This is a genomic window from Mycoplana sp. BE70 (genome assembly GCF_031455855.1).
In the GTDB taxonomy this organism is placed as follows: domain Bacteria; phylum Pseudomonadota; class Alphaproteobacteria; order Rhizobiales; family Rhizobiaceae; genus Mycoplana.
This window is the reverse complement of the sequence record NZ_JAVDTM010000001.1, coordinates 592,981-611,992: the sequence shown is the minus strand read 5'-3', so window position 1 is coordinate 611,992 and position 19,012 is coordinate 592,981. Positions and strand designations below refer to the sequence as shown.

20 protein-coding genes and 1 tRNA gene are annotated in these 19,012 nt (G+C 62.6%); 10 read left to right on the top strand and 11 right to left on the bottom strand.

The window, feature by feature from the left end; genetic code table 11:
* Window positions 1-106: 106 nt before the first annotated feature.
* From J2Y48_RS02860 to J2Y48_RS02830, 7 genes are all read left to right on the top strand, one after another.
* The gene (locus J2Y48_RS02860) at window positions 107-499 is read left to right on the top strand and encodes a pilus assembly protein N-terminal domain-containing protein (protein WP_405030148.1); all 393 of its coding nucleotides are present in this window, start codon (window positions 107-109) and stop codon (window positions 497-499) included.
* A 255-nt stretch (window positions 500-754) separates the two neighbouring features.
* Entirely contained in the window at window positions 755-1,336 is a 582-nt protein-coding gene (locus J2Y48_RS02855) for a pilus assembly protein (RefSeq protein WP_310412381.1), read from the top strand.
* Window positions 1,333-1,974, top strand: a complete 642-nt coding sequence (locus J2Y48_RS02850) for a pilus assembly protein (RefSeq protein ID WP_310412378.1) — start codon at window positions 1,333-1,335, stop codon at window positions 1,972-1,974. The genes J2Y48_RS02855 and J2Y48_RS02850 overlap by 4 nt, the downstream gene beginning before the upstream one ends.
* A gap of 100 nt (window positions 1,975-2,074) precedes the next feature.
* Window positions 2,075-3,304 (top strand): phosphopentomutase, encoded by a 1,230-nt coding sequence (locus J2Y48_RS02845; RefSeq protein ID WP_310412374.1) that lies wholly within the window; start codon window positions 2,075-2,077, stop codon window positions 3,302-3,304.
* Window positions 3,301-4,269: an adenosine deaminase gene (locus J2Y48_RS02840; RefSeq protein WP_310412371.1), complete on the top strand. Its 969-nt coding sequence runs from the start codon at window positions 3,301-3,303 to the stop codon at window positions 4,267-4,269. The genes J2Y48_RS02845 and J2Y48_RS02840 overlap by 4 nt, the downstream gene beginning before the upstream one ends.
* Before the next feature lie 122 nt (window positions 4,270-4,391).
* Window positions 4,392-5,021, top strand: coding sequence for a uracil phosphoribosyltransferase (gene upp, locus J2Y48_RS02835; RefSeq protein WP_310412368.1), 630 nt, complete (start codon window positions 4,392-4,394; stop codon window positions 5,019-5,021).
* A 123-nt stretch (window positions 5,022-5,144) separates the two neighbouring features.
* Entirely contained in the window at window positions 5,145-5,669 is a 525-nt protein-coding gene (locus J2Y48_RS02830) for a TIGR02281 family clan AA aspartic protease (RefSeq protein ID WP_310412365.1), read from the top strand.
* Here J2Y48_RS02830 and deoA read toward each other — a convergent pair.
* From deoA to J2Y48_RS02795, 7 genes are read right to left on the bottom strand one after another with little or no spacing between them, the layout of a single operon-like run.
* Window positions 5,659-6,972, bottom strand: coding sequence for a thymidine phosphorylase (gene deoA / locus J2Y48_RS02825; RefSeq protein ID WP_310412362.1), 1,314 nt, complete (start codon window positions 6,970-6,972; stop codon window positions 5,659-5,661). The two genes, J2Y48_RS02830 and deoA, sit on opposite strands and share 11 nt — an antisense overlap.
* A 1-nt stretch (window position 6,973) precedes the next feature.
* Entirely contained in the window at window positions 6,974-7,747 is a 774-nt protein-coding gene (deoC, locus tag J2Y48_RS02820) for a deoxyribose-phosphate aldolase (protein ID WP_405030143.1), read from the bottom strand.
* Window positions 7,748-7,751: 4 nt separating this feature from the next.
* On the bottom strand, window positions 7,752-8,549 hold the full coding sequence (locus J2Y48_RS02815; protein ID WP_310412357.1) for a purine-nucleoside phosphorylase: 798 nt from the start codon (window positions 8,547-8,549) through the stop codon (window positions 7,752-7,754).
* The gene (locus J2Y48_RS02810; protein ID WP_310412354.1) at window positions 8,546-8,938 is read right to left on the bottom strand and encodes a cytidine deaminase; all 393 of its coding nucleotides are present in this window, start codon (window positions 8,936-8,938) and stop codon (window positions 8,546-8,548) included. The genes J2Y48_RS02815 and J2Y48_RS02810 overlap by 4 nt, the downstream gene beginning before the upstream one ends.
* A gap of 1 nt (window position 8,939) precedes the next feature.
* A complete protein-coding gene (locus J2Y48_RS02805) occupies window positions 8,940-9,911 on the bottom strand; it encodes an ABC transporter permease (RefSeq protein WP_310412351.1) in 972 nt (323 codons plus the stop codon).
* Window positions 9,912-9,916: 5 nt separating this feature from the next.
* Window positions 9,917-11,050 carry an ABC transporter permease gene (locus J2Y48_RS02800; RefSeq protein WP_310412348.1) on the bottom strand — a complete coding sequence of 378 codons (1,134 nt, stop codon included), beginning with the start codon at window positions 11,048-11,050 and terminating at the stop codon, window positions 9,917-9,919.
* Window positions 11,047-12,582, bottom strand: coding sequence for an ABC transporter ATP-binding protein (locus J2Y48_RS02795; RefSeq protein ID WP_310412345.1), 1,536 nt, complete (start codon window positions 12,580-12,582; stop codon window positions 11,047-11,049). The genes J2Y48_RS02800 and J2Y48_RS02795 overlap by 4 nt, the downstream gene beginning before the upstream one ends.
* 171 nt (window positions 12,583-12,753) lie before the next feature.
* Between J2Y48_RS02795 and J2Y48_RS02790 the strand changes: the two genes are divergently transcribed.
* On the top strand, window positions 12,754-12,984 hold the full coding sequence (locus tag J2Y48_RS02790; protein WP_405030147.1) for a SlyX family protein: 231 nt from the start codon (window positions 12,754-12,756) through the stop codon (window positions 12,982-12,984).
* A 69-nt stretch (window positions 12,985-13,053) separates the two neighbouring features.
* Here the strand turns inward: J2Y48_RS02790 and J2Y48_RS02785 are convergent, their stop codons facing one another.
* The 3 genes from J2Y48_RS02785 to J2Y48_RS02775 all read right to left on the bottom strand — a co-directional run bounded on the left by J2Y48_RS02785 (window position 13,054) and on the right by J2Y48_RS02775 (window position 15,270).
* Window positions 13,054-14,046, bottom strand: a complete 993-nt coding sequence (locus J2Y48_RS02785; RefSeq protein WP_310412339.1) for a BMP family ABC transporter substrate-binding protein — start codon at window positions 14,044-14,046, stop codon at window positions 13,054-13,056.
* A 208-nt stretch (window positions 14,047-14,254) separates the two neighbouring features.
* A complete protein-coding gene (msrA, locus tag J2Y48_RS02780) occupies window positions 14,255-14,905 on the bottom strand; it encodes a peptide-methionine (S)-S-oxide reductase MsrA (RefSeq protein ID WP_310412337.1) in 651 nt (216 codons plus the stop codon).
* Window positions 14,906-14,949: 44 nt separating this feature from the next.
* The gene (locus tag J2Y48_RS02775) at window positions 14,950-15,270 is read right to left on the bottom strand and encodes a hypothetical protein (RefSeq protein ID WP_310412335.1); all 321 of its coding nucleotides are present in this window, start codon (window positions 15,268-15,270) and stop codon (window positions 14,950-14,952) included.
* Window positions 15,271-15,505: 235 nt separating this feature from the next.
* Between J2Y48_RS02775 and J2Y48_RS02770 the strand changes: the two genes are divergently transcribed.
* Window positions 15,506-15,595 (top strand) — tRNA-Ser (locus J2Y48_RS02770).
* A 462-nt stretch (window positions 15,596-16,057) separates the two neighbouring features.
* On the opposite strand, the gene J2Y48_RS02765 is transcribed toward J2Y48_RS02770, so the two are convergent.
* Entirely contained in the window at window positions 16,058-17,914 is a 1,857-nt protein-coding gene (locus J2Y48_RS02765; RefSeq protein ID WP_310412332.1) for a hypothetical protein, read from the bottom strand.
* A 573-nt stretch (window positions 17,915-18,487) separates the two neighbouring features.
* Here J2Y48_RS02765 and J2Y48_RS02760 point away from each other — a divergent pair.
* On the top strand, window positions 18,488-19,012 hold the full coding sequence (locus J2Y48_RS02760; protein ID WP_310412329.1) for a hypothetical protein: 525 nt from the start codon (window positions 18,488-18,490) through the stop codon (window positions 19,010-19,012).

Sequence of the window (19,012 nt, the reverse complement as noted above, 5' to 3'; positions counted from 1 at the left end):
CTGCGCGGTTAAGGCTTCGTTCACCATTCGCGGCGATGCTTACGCGAGCGACAGCTATAGGGTATTCGGGATGGAAACCGCCAGGACACTTGCCACCTCCAGGGCCATGCGCCTGGTCATCGGCATTTTGCTTTCACAGGCATGTCTTGCCATCGGCGCCGCCCGTGCCGAGGACACTGACATGCTGCGGGTCTATATGGACCACGCGCGCGTGCTTAAGCTCGACCGCCCGGTCAGCAAGGTCATCGTCGGCAACGCCGATGTCGCCGACGCGACCGTGGCCGATGCCAAGACGATTGTTCTGACGGGGCGCAATTTCGGGACAACCAATCTCGTCCTTCTCGATGCCGACGGCAACGCGATCGTCGACGAGCGCATCCTCGTTTCGATCGATGAGGGCAATACGGTCCGGGTGTTCCGCCAGACGGAGCGCTCGGTACTCTCCTGTACTCCGATTTGCGAGCAACACGCGCAGCGCATTGCCAGTCCGTCTCCCTGACGCGGTCCCTGCCGGCAGCCCAGCATCGCGGAACGGCTGAAAAATTGCGGCTCTCTGCAATGCGCCGACCGCGCGCGAAAGTGAGCCCGCTAGAAGCCCGGCTCCGCTTACGAAAAATAAACAATCGATGACTTAAATTGCCGAAGCTGTTCTGCCGTTGCGCCATGAGGTCGACGGCACGGCGATGCGTGGATCGAAGCATCCGGTGTCCATCGATGATGGACCGGCGATGCGGGCGTAGGGTGTGTCGCAACCATGCTGACAATCGGCAAGCGGACAAGCAGGAAATCCGGGTCCTTCAGGCGCGTCCTCGGCGATCGCCGGGGTGCGACTGCTTTGGAGTTCGCGATTCTGGCGCCCATATTCCTTGGCGTGGTGTTTGCGATCATCGAAACCTGTGTCGCCTATGTTGCCGAGCAGGTCCTGCTCAACGCCAACGACGCGATGGCGCGCAGAATCCGCATGGGCGAGATCACCTTCAACACGGGACGCCCGACAGACAAGACGAAGGAGCAGTTTCGCGCGCTGTTTTGCGACGAACTGGTCGTCCTCCTTTCCTGCACGCCCGAGGAGGCAATGATAGCGTCACGCCTGCACGTCGACGTGCGCAGCGTCACGTCGTTCAATGAGCCGACGACCATTCCAAGCTCTCTCCCTAACAATTTCACACCTGGTGGGAAGTCATCGATCAACATCGTGCGTTCCTATTACACCTGGCCCGTCATTGTTGATTACCTGCGGCTGGTAACGTTTCACAGGCCGGAAGCGCAGCGGTCTTCGATCAACCAGCAACTATTGGTCGCTACGGCTGTGTTCAGGAACGAGGACTACAAATGACGGTACGTGGCAACGGGCGGACGCATTTCCTTGCCGACATGATCGCAACGTTGCGTCGCCTCCTGTCGGCGCGGGAGGGAGTGGGTGCGGTCGAGTTCGCGATCCTCGTCCCCCTGCTGCTCGTCGCCTATATCGGCGCCTACGAAACGTCGGTTGCAATGTCGTTCCTCAACAAGGTCGGCCGAGCCTCGGCAACGATTTCCGATTTTCTGACCCAGGGCGAAACCGTTTCGGTGGAGAAGGACATGCAGGGGGCGGCGACGGACATAGCCCTCAACGTGATTGCTCCCTTCACAAGCGAGGATTTCGAGATCAAGATTACCGGGGTTCAGGTGGACGACGCTGGCACCGCCACGGTCGCCTGGTATTGGCAGAATGCTGCGGCCACCGGCAGCACACCCGCCAAGGGCGATCCGTTTGCGCTGGCTGCAGACATGAGAATGAGCAAGTCGTTCTACGTCCAGACCCAACTGTCGATGAAATACGAATACCTGCTCTTTCTCCGCGAGATCGCCTGGCGTCTGGAAGACCCGACATTCCGCCGAACCAGCCTCAGCCGCGTTCGCAAAGGCGACACGATTTCCTGTACGATGGCCGCGGGTGCCGTCACACAATGGCCCGGTTGCGTGAAGAACTGATTCTTCTTGAGCGAACGGCGTCTTCTGTGTCATTTCGACGGCTGTTCGCTGCTCCGGCCCGGGGTGGCGGGCGCACTGTTCCGATTTCGGCAGGTGGCGGATGGCCAGAGCGTTTCTATTCGTACTCGATTCCTTCGGCATTGGCGGGGCGCCGGACGCTGCCGCCTTCGGTGATGACGGCGCCAATACGCTCGGACATATCGCCGAGTTCTGCGCCGCCGGCGCTGCCGATCGGGCCGGTCTGCGCCACGGTCCGCTGAAGCTTCCGAATATGTCGACTCTCGGCCTGCTGCACGCCGCGCGCGCCGCGACCGGTCGCTTTCCGGCCGGCATGGACGTACCCGAACGCGTGTTCGGTCACCACGGGGCAGCGACCGAGGTCTCGCGCGGCAAGGACACACCGTCGGGCCACTGGGAGATAGCCGGGACCCCGGTCATGTTCGATTGGGGCTACTTTCCCTCCGAAGGCGACGCCTTTTCCCCCGAACTGGTCGCCGCCGTCTGCGAGCTCGGCAAGGTTCCGGGCATTCTCGGTAACTGCCATGCGTCCGGAACCGAGATCATCGCCCGGTGCGGCGACGAGCACATCCGAACCGGCAAGCCGATCTGCTATACCTCGACCGATTCCGTCTTCCAAGTCGCGGCGCACGAGACCCATTTCGGGCTCGACCGGCTCCTGTCGTTCTGCCAGACCGTGCGGATCATTCTCGACGAATGGCCCGGCGGCAGGATCGGCCGGGTGATCGCGCGTCCGTTCACAGGCGAGACGCCGGCGACTTTCACGCGGACCGGCAACCGGCGCGACTATTCGGTTTCGCCGCCGGAGCCGACGCTGCTGGATCGCCTGACCGAGGCAGGACGCACCGTTCACGCCATCGGCAAGATCGGCGACATCTTCGCGCACAAGGGGATCGGCCGACTGTCGAAGGCGGACGGCAACCGGGCGCTTTTCGAGGCGACGCTGCGGGCCATGGACGAGGCGAAGGACGGCGACCTCGTCTTCGCCAATTTCGTCGACTTCGACATGCTCTACGGCCATCGCCGCGACGTGGCCGGGTATGCTGCGGCGCTTGAGGCGTTCGACCGGCTCCTGCCGGAGGTCGATCGCAAGATGCGTCCCGGCGACCTCCTCGTTCTCACCGCCGATCACGGCTGTGATCCGACCTGGCGCGGCACCGATCACACGCGTGAGCGGGTACCGATCCTGACCTTCGGTCCGGGCATCCGGTCCCGCCTGATGGAGACCCGTACGACCTTCGCCGACATCGGACAAACGATTGCAAAGCACCTGGGTCTCACACCCGGCCCTTACGGAAAGAGCTTTTTGTGATCGGGCACCTGAAGAAGGTAGAACTGCACTGTCATCTCGAAGGGGCCGCGCCACCGGTGCTGGCGCAGGCACAGGCCAACAAATACGGGGTAGACACCCGCGATTTTCTGCGCGACGGCGCGTATGTCTGGCATGATTTCACGAGCTTTCTTGGCGCCTATGATGCGGTCGCAAGCCTGTTTCGCACCGAGGCCGACTACGCATTGCTGACCGAGACCTATCTCGGCTCACTCGCTGCGGCGGGGACCGTCTACAGCGAGATCTTCGTCTCTCCCGACCATGGCGAGGCGGTCGGGCTGGGCGCTGACGGATACATTGCCGGCATCAGCCGAGGCATCGAGGCAGCGAGGATTCGCACCGGGATCGAGTGCCGAATGGTCGTCATCGGCCTCAGGCACAAGGGGCCGGAGCGGGTCGAATGGGCGGCGCGCTATGCCGCGAACTGCCGCAATCCGCTCGTCACCGGTTTCAACATGGCGGGTGAGGAGCGCGTCGGACGAGTTGCCGATTACGCCCGCGCCTTCGACATCGCGCGAGATGCCGGTCTCGGAATCACCATCCACGCCGGCGAGCTTTGCGGCGCTTTTAGCGTGCGCGACGCACTCGACCATGTCCGTCCCAGCCGCATCGGCCATGGTGTGCGGGCGATCGAGGACCCGGCACTCGTGGATCGGCTGGCGGACGAAGGTATCGTGCTCGAAGTCTGCCCGGGGTCAAACGTCGCGCTCGGCGTGTTCCCGGATTTTGCCAGCCATCCGCTTCGCCGGCTTCATGCCGCAGGCGTCAAAGTCACGCTCAACTCGGACGACCCGCCATTCTTCCAAACCTCGCTCCAGCGCGAATACGCCGTTGCCAGCGAGGCCATGGGATTCACCGCGGCGGAGACTGATGAAATGACTCGGACCGCCATCGACGCCGCCTTCGTCGACGAGGCGACGCGGGCAGCGCTCCTTGAGCGCCTCTGACGCCGCCAACGACGTTTCGCTCGATCGGGGATGAGCCGTCGTAGACTACGCCCGTCCCTTGCGGGCGAGGGCGTTATCGTGGAAAAAGGGGCGATCAACACAGAACCAGGGAAGGTTTGTCCATGGACGGCGTCACAGTCATCGATCACCCGCTCGTGCAGCACAAGCTGACCATCATGCGCAAGAAGGAGACCTCGACCGGCAGCTTCCGCCGGCTCCTCCGTGAGATTTCGACGCTGCTCTGCTACGAGGTGACGCGCGATCTGGAGCTGACGACCGAACGCATCGAGACCCCGCTGCAGGCGATCGACGCGCCGATCCTTGAGGGAAAGAAACTCGTGTTCGCCTCGATCCTTCGTGCCGGCAACGGCCTGCTCGAGGGTATGCTCGAACTCGTCCCCTCCGCCCGCGTCTCGCATATCGGCGTCTACCGTGACCATGAGACGCTCGAGGCAGTCGAGTACTTCTTCAAGGCGCCGGATCTCCTGGGCGAGCGCCTGGTCATCGTCGTCGATCCGATGCTGGCGACCGGCAACTCGGCGATCGCGGCGATCGAGAAACTGAAGGAGCGCGGCGCCAGCAACATCCGCTTCCTCTGCCTGCTGGCGGCCCCCGAGGGCATCCGGAACTTCCGGGCGGCGCATCCGGACGTGAAGATCTATACCGCTTCGATCGACAGTCATCTGAACGAAAAGGGCTACATCATGCCCGGCCTCGGCGACGCCGGCGATCGGATGTACGGCACGAAGTAGGGCGTTAATCCGCCGTTAGCCATGGCGTCGGTTCGTTGTGGCAAAGCGGGACAGTGAGGACGGTTTTTCCGTTCCATCAACCCGGGCATGCTCTAGTCGGGATGTTTCCCAAAGGAGATGCCAATGCTCACCCGCAGTCTGTTCGTGGTTGCCGCCATTGCCGTTGCCGCCGTCTATGTGCCCGGCATTGCCGGCACCTATCTGCCGGCCAAGCCGGAAACGAGGGCGGTGGATGCACCAAAGGCCCAACCGGTGTCGACCGCGCGCTACACCGGTAGTCGCGGCGTGACGCTCGAAGCAGACGCCACCGGCCATTTTTCCGGCGTGTTCACGATCAACGGCCGCAAGGAAAAGGGCATGGTCGACACCGGCGCCAGCATGGTGGCGATCAATCTTTCGACCGCCGAACGGCTCGGCATTCCCCGCAAGAACCTCGACTTCCGCTATGCCGTCGACACGGCGAACGGCAAGGCGCGCGCAGCCTATGTCCGGCTGGACAGTGTCGCGATCGGTTCCATCAGCGTGCCGAATGTCGGCGCGATGGTGCTGGAGGACAAGGCGCTCTCGGGGATGCTGGTCGGCATGACCTTCCTGAAAGGGTTGTCGTCCTACCAGGTCGATGGCGCGCAGATGCGGCTCATCCGCTGATCCGGCTGACGATCGGATAATCCGGTCCTAGCGCCACCTCGCCAACCGTATAGAGGCGGCGCAGGCGCGCGGCGCCGGCAGCCGCCTCATCCAGTGTGCGGGCGTGCACGCGCCCGATCTCGTCGCCCTTGTCGATCCATGTCCCGAGCGGGCGCAGCCGGTCGAAACCCACGCGAGGATCGATTTCCTGGTCCGGTCTCGTGCGACCACCGCCGAGTTCGATCAACGCGATCCCGAGACCGCGCGTGTCGCACGCCGTCAGGTAGCCGGTCTCGTCAACGGTGACCGGCAGGATGATCGGCGCCTTGGCGAGGATCGAGCTGCCGCCGTCGAGCAGGTTGGCCGGGCCACCAAGGAGGTCGACCATGCGGGAAAAGGCTTCGGCGGCGCTGCCGTCCGACAGCACGCGCTGCGCTCTTGCATGGGCCGCCGCACCGTCCGGGTCGATTCCGGCGGCCACCAGCATCTCGGCCGCAAGGGCCAGAACCACGGCTTCGAGCCGCGTCCCGGGTTTTTCTCCCTTGAGAAAGGCAAGGCAGTTCTCGATTTCGACAACATTGCCGACGGCATCGGCGAGTGGCTGGTTCATGTCCGTGATGAGGGCAGTGCTGCGCAGGCCCGCGCCGTTGGCCACGTCCACCAGCGCTCGGGCAAGCCTCTCGGCGTCGGGCCGGTCCGTCATGAACGCGCCGTTGCCGAGCTTGACGTCCAGCACCAGTGACTGCAGCCCTGCGGCAAGCTTCTTCGACAGGATCGAGGCGGTGATCAATGGCACGGAATCGACGGTGGCCGTAACGTCGCGAATGGCATAGAGGCGGCGGTCCGCGGGCGCCAGATCGGCGCTTTGGCCGATGATGGCGCAACCGACCTCCCGCACCGCTCGACGAAACAGGCTGTCAGGTGGATTGATCATGTAGCCGGGGATCGATTCCAGCTTGTCGAGCGTGCCGCCCGTATGGCCGAGGCCGCGGCCGGAGATCATCGGCACCGCCAGTCCGCAGGCGGCCGCAATCGGCGCCAGCATCAGCGAGACATTGTCGCCGACGCCGCCGGTGGAATGCTTGTCGGCGACAGGCCGGTCGACGTCCCGCCAGTCGAGGACGTCGCCCGAGTCGCGCATCGCCTGGGTCAGTGCCACGGTCTCGCGTGCGTCCATCCCGCGAAACCACACCGCCATGGCGAAGGCTGCAATCTGCCCCTCGCTTGCGGTGCCGTCTGTCAGCGCGGCGATGAAGCCGGTGATTTCTTCATCCGTCAATTCCGCGCCGTCGCGCTTGCGGCGTATGATCTCCTGCGGGAGCATCTCAGTAGGTCGCGTTCGCGCTGCCGCCCTGCCTGCCTTCGAGCGTGGCGAGGATGTCGCCAAGCAGGCCAGAGGCTCCGAAGCGGAAGGTGGAGGGTATCGCCCAGTCCGGCCCATGGATCGCCGCGGCGAGATTGAGATAGAGCGCAGCGTCGCCGACGGTACGGACGCCGCCGGCCGGCTTGAAGCCGATATTGCGCCCACTTTCGCGGATGGCGTTCAGCATGATGTCGGCCGCCTCGAGCGTGGCGTTGACAGGGACCTTGCCGGTCGAGGTCTTGATGAAGTCGGCTCCAGAGGAGATCGCCAGTTGCGAGGCGTTGCGGATCAGGTCGCGATCCTTGAGCTCGCCGGTCTCCAAAATGACCTTGAGCAGGATGGGGGCCGTGCAAACGGCCCGCACAGCGGCGACCATCTCGCGCACCGCCTGCTCGTTGCCCGCGATCAGCTTCCTGTAGGGGATGACCAGATCGATCTCGTCGGCGCCATCGGCAATTGCCGTCTTCGTTTCTGCCGCGACCTCATTCACCGGCAGATCACCGGAGGGGAAATTGACGACGGTGGCGATCCGGACCGGGCTGTTCTGACCGAGCAGTGCGCGCGCCTGCTGAACGAAGCGCGGCCAGATGCAGATCGCTGCCGCGTTGCCGAAGGGCGTTTGCGCCTGCTGGCACAGGCGCTCGATCGCCGCCGCGTCGCAATTGTCGGTCAGATCGGTCAGGTCCAGCAGCGAAAGGGCTTTCGCGGCGACAAGGCGAGGGGTTGTTTCGATCATTGTCCTACTCTCCATCCGCGATCATCTCCGCAAGGATGGCGGACAGCCGCGCACCGCCGACCGGCGCCATGTCCTTGGTTTCGTGATGGCTTAGTTCTGCACCCGTCATGCCCGCCCCGAAGTTGGTGATGACGGAGGCCGCTGCGACCTTCAGGCCGAGGAAGCGGGCGATCAGCACCTCCGGCACGGTCGACATGCCCACCGCGTCCGCCCCGAAGGTGCGCGCCATACGGATTTCGGCCGGCGTCTCGAAGCTCGGTCCCGAGAACCACATGTAGACGCCCTGATGCAGCGGCGTCCCGGTCTTCTTGGCGGCCGCCTCCATCCGCGCCGCGAGCCCGGCGTCATAGGCGTTGGTCATGCCGACGAAGCGCTCGTCGCTGTCGACGCCGATCAGCGGGTTGGCGCCGGAAAAATTGATGTGGTCGGCAATCCGCATCACCGAGCCGGGCGGCATGTCCTCGCGCAGCGAGCCGGCGGAGTTCGTCAGGATGAGCGAGTCGACGCCGAGACCCTTCAGCACTTCGAGCGGTCCGCGCATCGCATTCGCGTCGCCCTTTTCATAGTAGTGTACACGGCCGGAAAGCATGATGACGGGGACGCTGCGAAGATGGCCGATCACCATCTCGCCGGCGTGACCGGAGACGGAACTGACCGGGAAGCTCGGGAGCTCGGAGTAGGGGATGCGCACGGCACCTTCCACCGCCTCCACGAGGGAGCCGAGGCCGGAGCCGAGCACGATGCCGTAGCGCGGCGCAAGGCCGCCGAGCCGCGGGGTGAGATGGTCGACGACAGCTTTCATCCGATCACCTCCGTCGCGAAGCTGTTCGGCAGAAGCTCGTCCATCGTCATCATTTTCTTCACGCCAGTCTCGTCGCACAGATAGATACGCGTCGCGGGCGAGGCGAACTCGGCGATCTTCTGCCGGCAGCCGCCGCAGGGCGGGCAGAGCGGCAGCTTTTCGGCGATCACCGCCATTTCGACGATTCGCTTTGCTCCAGCCATGATCATGGCGCTGATCGCGGTCGGCTCGGCGCACCAGCCCTGCGGAAACGAGATGTTCTCGATGTTCGCGCCAGTGTAAACCTTGCCGTCCTCGGCGCGGATCGCGGCCCCCACCGGGAACTTCGAGTACGGGGCATACGCATACGCCATCGCGTCGCGTGCCGCTTCGAACAGGTCGTGGGACATCTCAGCGCTCCTTCACATAGGGCACACCGCCGGCCTTGGGCGGGATCGCCTTGCCGATGAAGCCCGCAAGCAGGATGACGGTGAGGATATAGGGCAGCGCCTGCATCAATTGGACCGGCACCTTGCCGATCAACGGCAATGGCGTGCCCTGGTAGCGGATCGCAAACGCGTCGAGGAAGCCGAACAACAGGCAGGCGAACATGACGTTGACGGGACGCCATTTGGCAAAGATCAGCGCGGCCAGCGCGATGTAGCCCTTGCCGGCCGTCATGCCCTTCGTCCAGCCGGCATTGGCGGCGAGCGAGAGATAGGCGCCTGCGACCCCGCACAGGATGCCGCAGCAGATCACGCCGCGGTAGCGCATCCAGATGACCGAGATGCCCGCGGTATCGACCGCGCCCGGATTCTCGCCGACGGCGCGCAGCCGAAGACCGAAACGCGTGCGGTAGAGGACCCACCAGGTGAAGGGCACCATCAGGAAGGCGAAATAGGTCAGCGCTGCGTGGCCGGAGAGCAGCTCGGCATAGATCGGGCCGATCAGCGGTACGCTCCGGAGTGCCTCGGCGAACGGCAGCTCGATCTCCTGGAAACGGGCCCCTTCGGATAGCGCCGGCGTGCGGCCACCCTGTTGGAACCAGGCTTGGCCGAGGATGACGGTGGAGCCGGCGACGATGAAATTGATGGCGACGCCCGAGACGATCTGGTTGCCGCGCTGGGTGATCGAGGCATAGCCGTGCACCAGCGACAACAGGACGGAGACGACGACCGCCGCCAATAGTCCGGCCATGGCCGACTGGGCGACAAAGGCGACGCAGCCGGCGGCAAAGGCGCCACCGAGCATCTTGCCCTCGAGGCCGATGTCGAAGACGCCGGCCCGCTCGGTGAAGAGGCCTGCCAGTGCCGCCAGGATCAGCGGCGTGGAAAGGCGCACCGTCGATTGGGCCAGTTCGAGGAAGAGCTGAAGAAGATCCATCGGCATCAGGCTCCCTTGACAGCCGCTTCCGTGTGTCCGCGCCCGGAGACGGCGAGGACCGCGCGCGTGATGGCGGGGCGGAACATGTGCTCCAGCGCACCGGCAAAGAGGATCACGAGACCCTGGATGATGACGATCATGTCGCGCGAGATGGACGGCATCTCGAAGGAGATCTCCGCCCCGCCCTGGTAGAGCACGCCGAACAGGATCGCCGCCGGAATGATGCCGGCCGGGTGTGAGCGCCCCATCAGCGCCACTGCGATGCCGACGAAGCCGGCGCCCTGGACGAAGTCGAGCTGCATCCGGTAGGTCTCGCCCATGATCGGGTTCAGCGCCATCATCCCGGCAAGCGCGCCGGAGATCATCATGGTGATGACGATGATGCGCGCCTCCTTGATGCCGGCATAGCGGGCAGCCGCCGGGCTATGCCCCATGGTGCGCATCTCGTAACCGAGGCGGGTCCGCCAGATCAGCACCCAGACGCCGAAGGCGGCTGCGAGCGCCAGCAGAAAGGTGACGTTGAAGGGCGAGGTGCCGACGCTCAGCCCGAAGATTTTCATCAGCCAGTCGAGCTTCGGCAACTGTCCGCCGGCCTCGAAGGTGCGCGTCTCCAGCGACATCGAGCCGAGCGGCTTCATAACCCGGTTGAGCATGTAGTTCATCAGGCTCGCGGCGATGAAGTTGAACATGATCGTGGTGATGACGATGTGGCTGCCGCGCTTGGCCTGGAGCCAGCCGGGGATAAAGGCCCAGGCGGCACCGAAGAGGGCGGCGCCGAGGATCGCAACCGGGAAAACCACATACCAGGGCATGATCCGGTCGAGCGAAAGGCAGGCGAGCGCCACGCCGATGCCGGCGACGTAGGCCTGTCCCTCGCCGCCGATGTTGAACAGCCCGGCATGGAAGGCGACGGCAACGGCAAGGCCGGTGAAGATGAAGGTGGTGGCGTAGTAGAGCGTGAAACCGATGTACTCGCCGCGCCCGAAGGCGCCGTTGATCATGTGGTAGGCCGCTTCGAGTGGGCTCTCCCCGACGAGCAGCACGACGAGGCCGGCCACCGCAAAGGCGACGATGAGATTGACGAGCGGGATCAGGCCGTACTCGGCCCAGGCGGGCAGTTTCGCATAGGGTACGCTCATTCTGCGGCCTCCTTCCGGCCTTCCACGCCGGCCATCAGCAGGCCAAGCTCGCCCTCGGAGGCATCGGGGGCGCGCTCGCCGACGACGCGGCCGGCAAACATGACGAGGATGCGGTCCGACAACGCGCGAATCTCATCGAGTTCGACGGATACCAACAGCACCGCTTTGCCCTGGTCGCGCATCTCGATGATGCGCTTGTGGATGAATTCGATCGCGCCGACGTCGACGCCGCGCGTCGGCTGGCCGATGATGAGCACGTCCGGGTCTCTTTCCATTTCACGCGCCAGCACGATCTTCTGCTGGTTGCCGCCGGAGAAATTGGCGGTCTTCAGCCGCGCATTCGGCGGGCGGATATCGTACTTCTCGATTTTCTCCTCGGCATCTGCGCGGATCGCGTCGATGTCGAGCAGGAAGCCCTTCCGGTATTTCGGATCGTCGTGGTAGCCGAGGATGGCATTCTCGCTTTCCTCGAACTTCAGCACGAGGCCGACATGGTGGCGGTCCTCGGGAACATGCGCCAGCCCGCGTGCGCGAAGCTCCGCCGGATCGGCATTGCCGGTGACGTCGATCGCCTCGCTGTTCAGCAGCACGCTGCCCGACACGGCGCGGCGGATGCCGGAAATCGCCTCCAGCAGCTCCGACTGGCCGTTGCCGGCAACCCCGGCGATACCGACGATCTCGCCCGCGCGCAGATCGAAGGACACGTTGTCGACCATCGTCACGCCACGGCTGTCGCGTACGGTGAGGTTCTCGACCGAGAGCTTCACGTCACCCGGCTGCGCCTCGCCTTTCTGCACCCGCAGCAGCACGCGTCGGCCGACCATCAGCTCTGCCAGTTCCTCCACCGATGTCTTGCCAGTCTCGCGCGTCGCCACCATCTCGCCGCGGCGCATGACCGAGACCTCGTCGGTGATCGCCATGATCTCGCGCAGCTTGTGGGTGATCAGAATGATCGTCTTGCCCTGAGCCTTGAGCTGCTCGAGGATGCGGAACAGGTGGTCGGCCTCGGCGGGGGTCAATACGCCGGTCGGCTCGTCGAGGATCAGGATGTCGGCCTTGCGGTAGAGGGCTTTCAGGATCTCGACGCGCTGTTGCAAACCGACCGGCAGTTCCTCGATCACAGCGTCCGGATCGACCTCCAGCGCATACTCCCTTTCGAGCCGCTTGAGCTCGGCGCGCGCCCTGGCGATGCCTGCGTTGAGGATCCGGCTTTCCTCGGCTCCGAGCATGATATTCTCAAGCACGGTGAAGTTCTCCACCAGCATGAAGTGCTGGTGGACCATGCCGATCCCGGCGGCGATCGCCGTGTTCGGGTCGCGAATGTCGATGGGGCGTCCGTCGACCAGGATCTCGCCGCGGTCGGCCTGGTAGAAGCCATAGAGGATCGACATCAGCGTCGACTTGCCCGCGCCATTCTCGCCGACGATGCCGTGGATGGTGCCCTTGCGGACCTTCAGGTTGATGTCCTTGTTGGCATGGACGAGCCCGAAGCTCTTGTCTATGCCCTTCAATTCGATAGCCAATTCGCCCATGACGATCCGTTGTTTTTCCGCGTGGGAGCCGTCCGTCCGCTTGCTGCGGATTCTTCAGGTCCAGTCTTGTTGCTTCCGGTCCGCTTGTCCAGCATCATTGCGGCCTGCCTCGCCATTCGATAGATCCACCGCAATGAAACGGAAGGCGGCCATAGCATGGCCGATCGAACAATGACCAACCCAGTGCCCCTCGACGACGACAGCTCGGGCCGCATCGCGGCCCTTGAGGAGCATATCGCCCATCAGGACCGGACAATCGAGGAGCTGTCCGGCCAGATGGCCGAACAGTGGAAGGTCGTCGAGCAAATGCGGACCAAGCTGGACCGGTTGACGGAGCGCTTCCTCGTTCTCGAGGAAAGCTCGCTCGAAGCACCGCCGATCACGCGCCCGCCGCACTACTGACATCTGGAAGCAGATACGCAAAAGCCCGCCGGACCGTTGCGATCCGGCGGGCTTTTTGTTCGAAGGCTATCAGTAGGGGCAGGACTCGTCCGACATATAGTCGTGGACGGTCACCGTGCCGGCGATGATATCGGCCTTGGCCTTCTCTACCGCAGCCTTCATCTCCGCCGATATCAGCGAGGCGTTGTTGTCGTCGATGGCGACGCCGACGCCGTCTTCCTTGAGCCCAAGCACGTTGATGCCGGGGGTGAACTTGTCCTCGTTCGCCGACTTGAAGGCGTCGTAGACGGCGACGTCGACGCGCTTGAGCATCGAGGTCAGCACCTTGCCCGGATGCAGGCCGTTCTGGTTGGAGTCGACGCCGATGCCGAGCTTGCCGGCATCCGCTGCCGCCTGCAGGACGCCAACGCCCGTGCCGCCGGCAGCGTGGTAGACGACGTCCGAACCCTGGTCGAACTGCGACTTGGCGATTTCACCGCCCTTGACCGGGTCGTTCCAGGCGTCCGGCGTCGTGCCCGTATAGGCTTCGAGCACCTTGACGTCCGGACCCGTCGACTTGGCGCCGCCGATATAGCCGCAGGCGAACTTGTGGATCAGCGGAATGTCCATGCCTCCGACAAAGGAGACGGTCTTGGACTGGGACGACATGGCGGCGAGGATGCCGGCGAGCCAGGAGCCTTCCTCTTCCTTGAAGACGACCGAACGGACGTTCGGCTTGTCGACGACCATGTCGATGATGGCGAATTTCGTGTCCGGATACTCGGCTGCGACCTTTTCCAGCGTGGCGGCCCAGGAGAACCCGGCCATCACGATCGGGTTGTTGCCGTCCCCGGCGAAGCGGCGCAGTGCCTGCTCGCGCTGGGCGTCGTTGGCGATCTCGAAGTCGCGATACGCGATGCCGGTCTCGGTCTTGAACTTTTCGGCGCCGTTATAGGCTGCTTCGTTGAAGGATTTGTCGAATTTGCCGCCCAGATCGTAGATGATCGCCGGCTTGATGTCGGCCGCAAGCGCCGTCGCCGACATCGCCGCGGTGGCAAGAAAAGTCAGTAAGGTTTTTTTCATCGTGCAGCCCTGTTGCTCTGATTATGTCGGGTCCCTCCCGCACGTCCCGTAAATCACGGGTGCGGAGTTGCCGACCCCGTTCCCTAGGGTCAGACGGCCGCGATCCTTGCATGGTTGTAGGAAAAATTCACCAGAAATTTTTCACTTGGTAAAAAAACGTTGTCGCCCGGATTCGCAGGGGCTTGCCGGGCCACTTCGTTGCAATCCGTCAGCCGATGGCGCAGGAGATGCCGGTGCCGCGCAGGCCGCAGTAGCCGCCGGGGTTCTTGGCGAGATACTGCTGGTGATAGGGTTCGGCGAAATAGAACGGACCGGCGGGGGCGATCTCCGTCGTGACCTTGCCGCCATGCCCGGCCGCCTCCAGCGCCGCCTGGTATTGGTCGCGCACCTTCACGGCCGCCTCCAGCTGATCGTCGCTGTTGGTGTAGATCGCCGAGCGATAGGTGGTGCCAATGTCGTTGCCCTGCCGCATGCCCTGCGTCGGGTCGTGCTGCTCGAAGAAGATCCTCAGCAGTTCCTCGAGCGAGACGACCTGCGGGTCATAGACGACCCGAACGACCTCCGTGTGACCGGTCAAGCCCGTCGTCGTTTCCTGATAGGTCGGGTTCGGCGTGTAGCCGCCGGAATAGCCGACCGCCGTTACCCAGACACCGGGAACCTGCCAATAGAGCCGCTCGGCACCCCAGAAGCAGCCAAGCCCGAGCAGGATGGAGCGTGTGTTGTCCGGGTAGGGCTCTCCCAATGGGCGACCGTTGACGAAATGGGTTTCGGCCGTCGGAATCGGGTCCGGCCGGCCGGGCAGCGCGCCCTCCGGCGTCGGCATCGTGGTCTTCTTGTTGAACATGTCGATCAGAAACACGCGAGTCTCCTCTTTAGCCAACCTGTGGCGCCATTCGAACCCGGTCAGGCGGTGAAACGTCCGGCGAAGGGCTGGCGTTTGTAGCCCACCATCCAGAACAGAAGCGAAAGTGCCAAAAGGACGGCGGCGGCCGGCTGCGAAAGCACCCACAAGGCCACGGGATCCCAAAGCAGGGGGCTAAGCCTGTTCATGATCGTGTCGGCAACAAAAGCGATCGATTGCGGGCTGGCGGCGGTCCAGGCGACCGCAAGGGGCGTGAGCACCGGTTCGGACGCTGCGACCGACTGGATGGCGTCCAGCGTCGCCGCCATGATGGCCATCGCCAGGGTGATGAGGCTGAGCAGCCTGAAGACAAAGCGGAACATGGATTGCCGGACTCCAAAGGAGCGGTATGGCGCAAAACGCCCCTTCCGCCAATAGATAGGGTCATCGATCATGGCTTGCAATCCACTCCGCGCGGAAGCGCGAAGCGGCCGAGGGCAAAAATCTGTGAGAAAGCGGTTGATCCTTCCGCCGTCATCGGTATATATCGCGCCGTCCCGCCAAACTGGAAATCAGCGAAGCGGCCCGCACCGGGTTGACCGCCGGTCGTTTGCGGACGGACAGGTGGCCGAGTGGTTGAAGGCGCACGCCTGGAACGCGTGTATACGTGAAAGCGTATCGAGGGTTCGAATCCCTCTCTGTCCGCCATTAATCATAAGCATTTGAAATATCGGTCTTTTTCGAGGATCCTTGGCCGGCCCTTGCATCTCTGCTTGCACCTTCGTGGCGGGTATGAATTAATGCAATTTGAGCCAGAAACAAGAAACTGGCCGGGCCCGGAATATCAGGCCATTGGCTTGCGGTTCACAGAGAACGTTCCAGCTTTCCAGCATTCCTTCACGTCGCCCATGCTGAAGCGCGTTAGCTCGCTTCGGTGTCCTTGCGGATACAAGACGCGGTCAACACCGAAACGATCTCGTGGTCCAACCACCTCTTTTCGCATAGCTGTCGAGCCATTGCGCCGCAGACCGCGGTGCCGAAACAATCCTCACCGCCAGCCGACAGCGCCCAGCTCCAAAAAACACATCCAGCTATGGCGTCGCCATTCGGAGAGTTCTTTTCAAACCAGATTACCCAGGCGAACCAGCCAGATAGAAGCCATCCCGTGGCTCAACGATCCAAGAAAATCTCCCTCATGAGCATTGCCGCCTGCCTTGTTTCCAGATGGCTTATACTCTTGAAAATAGCTATTGTTACCTGACAATACTTTGCATGGCGTTCCGGCGCGACGCTGCTCGGTTCAAGCGAAAAGACTTCCACCTCGTCGGAAGTCATGCTCTGGAATATCGACGCCCACGCTGCTTCACTTTCCTCTGGCTGCATAGGCGGCCGGTCGCGAGCGGAGCGGAGCACACGCTCATTCAAAATTGTTTCCACCGTAATCAACTCTTGGGGGAATGCAGAAGTTACTTGGACACTCGCTCCTAGTGCCGCGTATTGAAAGCATAGGGCAGGGTCTTTCGCATTCAAGGCGGTGTATTGATCTGACATAAGCGCAGCATACTGTGCGAGCGTATCATCGTCTGCTCGGGCGAGATTGGCTACGATAGCCTTGGTGAGCAGATCATTTACGTCTTCGCGCAGTTTGGCCTCAGGCTTCGCTGCCAGAATGCCTTGCCTTGTAGTCGTGTAGATTTGCCGAGCCGCGTCTGGATATGTCGTATGGAGAGCATCGATTAATCGATTTGCTGCACGCATTTCGCGCTCGATCGCTGCAAGCGATGGGACGACCTCGTGCCCCGACAACGCGAACCCGTCACCTGTTACCACGGCTGTTACCGCATTCGCTTCCAATAGCTCACTAGCGCTTGGATACCACACTGTTTTCGGAGAAACCGCCAACGCTTTATTGACGAATTCGCTTCTCAATCCTGCTTCCCGATATAAGTGCGCCCATTCTTCTGTCAAATGTCGCAGCTCCGCGTCACCTAACCCAGGGAATGAAGGGCCGTGGAACCCTAGTTTGGCACCCTCTAGCAATGACCGGCGGCTGCCTGCTGCGAACACTAGCGTACAAGCTGACGAGCACTCATTCGGCACGTATGTGTCGAGCGCGCGGGACCTGATTAGCTTTAAGAGCTTGCCCGCTTCAGCGATGCGCCCCCCACTGCTTGTCAAATGAATTGTTGTAACCGCCGGCGCCACCTTGAGCAGCCGTTCAACATCGTTCGATAACCCATACTTTATCCCGCCGAAAATACTAAGCTCGGTGCCACCAGCCAAAAGCTTGAGTTCGCTGGGTGGAATGTCAGGGTCGCCTTCGAAGGCTATTTTATACAATTCTCCAATCTGGGGAGCACCACTCTTGATGAAGGTTCCAGCTGTTTGTAGAACGCCCAACACGGCAGCAACCCGTGCCGCCCCTGCCCAAAAGGTTGTCTTGTTGGCTTGTCGCTGCCTTTGGGCGTGGCGTCGCGCAGACCTCCAGAGCCCCACCACCTGCCACATTAAGAGCACCAATAAACCAAGCCACAGCAGAACCAGAAACCAAAACAACGAGTTAGGTTCAAAGCCTCCCTCGAGCGAAAACACCTCCGTTAGCGCGCTAATAAGTGAGACCACAGCCAGATTGACTAGGAAGTTCACGCCCCAATACGAGGTCGCTAACGGGAACTCACCGCGCCAGTACCGTGCAAACAAATTCGGCCGCGGAGCTTCTGGCACCCCTTTTGGGGCCAACGCTCCAGCGCCTTCGCGGCATTCAGGATGTTCGTTTGCGTCCACTTGGACAGTAGGGGCTTGGTACTCAGCCTTATCCGCATGGTTTTCAGAAGCTGAGCGAGGCCGAGTTTCTGTACTCGCGGCAAAGGAAGGTAGTCGGAGCCAAAACGCGGCGCACACAACGATCTGAGGGATGAGATAGAAACCGAACGAGTAGCCGAAAGCCTCGCTGCTGCCGTTGCCGAACCCATACCCCCCCAATATTGTAGCTGTGCCGAGTGACAATACGCTTGCGGCAAAAGGCACTGCGGTTCTTGGAACACGGTTCCTTAGGACCACCGACCAAAGAGATGTTGTCAGGAACAGTACAAGAAGCCCCCCTGCAATCCCCCCAAGACCACCCGCGTTCATGTGCTGACCTCCCCCAATGCGAGTACAGCTCGCGTGCTGCACCTAATTATGTTGAAAAGAGAAGCGCTTCAACACCTGCGACGCACCAAGCATCCCACGAAGTGCGCCCTTTGCACGTGCCAGCGAAACCGACGGCAGGCAAACCCAAGACATGCCCGCCGACATCGCCTGCGCGAGCAGATCGCGCCCGGCAGCCCCCTCCCGCTCGGCCCGGCGCTGGAGGGGCGAACGTGTTAGCCGGCAGTGATGCGCCTAGCCGTGTCGAGAACATCCTGACGGCGTCCACATAGACCTTGGTGGCGGTGGCGTCGGCGCGGCGATGCATCGGTGCAGGCCGGCAATGATCTCTTGCCGTTTCTCTATCGGCACGCCTGCCGGGGGGCGCCATCGATGAACGGCTGGCATGCCTCCGTGCATTTGATGCCGGCGGTTGCTTCTTTGCCCATGTGTTGACGAGTTCGCCGGACAGTGCGCATCGAAGGATTGGCGACGAGCGCCGACCCACTCGAAAAACTCGATGCCGACTTTACCAAAGAGTTTGGCTTCGCCCCCGACATAGAGGGACGGCTGATCACCAATATGCAATGTGGTGTAGCGACGTTCCTGAGGTCGCTTTCCCGCATCAAGCAGCCCGGCGTTTCAATCTCGCTGGCAAACGACCAATTGAAGAACGGCGATGCACTGCAGGGCGAACTGCAGAATCTCACGAAGAAGAATACGGTGCTCTACCTGATCGACAACGACGGCATCGTCTACAGCCTCGACACGCTGCGCCAAGGCGATCGTTTTGAAATCGGGCGCATCGCGCAATCCGGGGATAGGCCGATGCCGCAACTGGTTCTGACTTTGTCAAGCGACAAGTCCATTCCGGGCAGCCTGCTGACCGAGCCTGCGAAGAGCACGCCTTTGTTTCAACAGTTGAATGAGGCTATCACGACCGAACGGCTCGACGTCGACTACGGGTTTGCGTTCTTCATGCTGGGCGGCTCATAG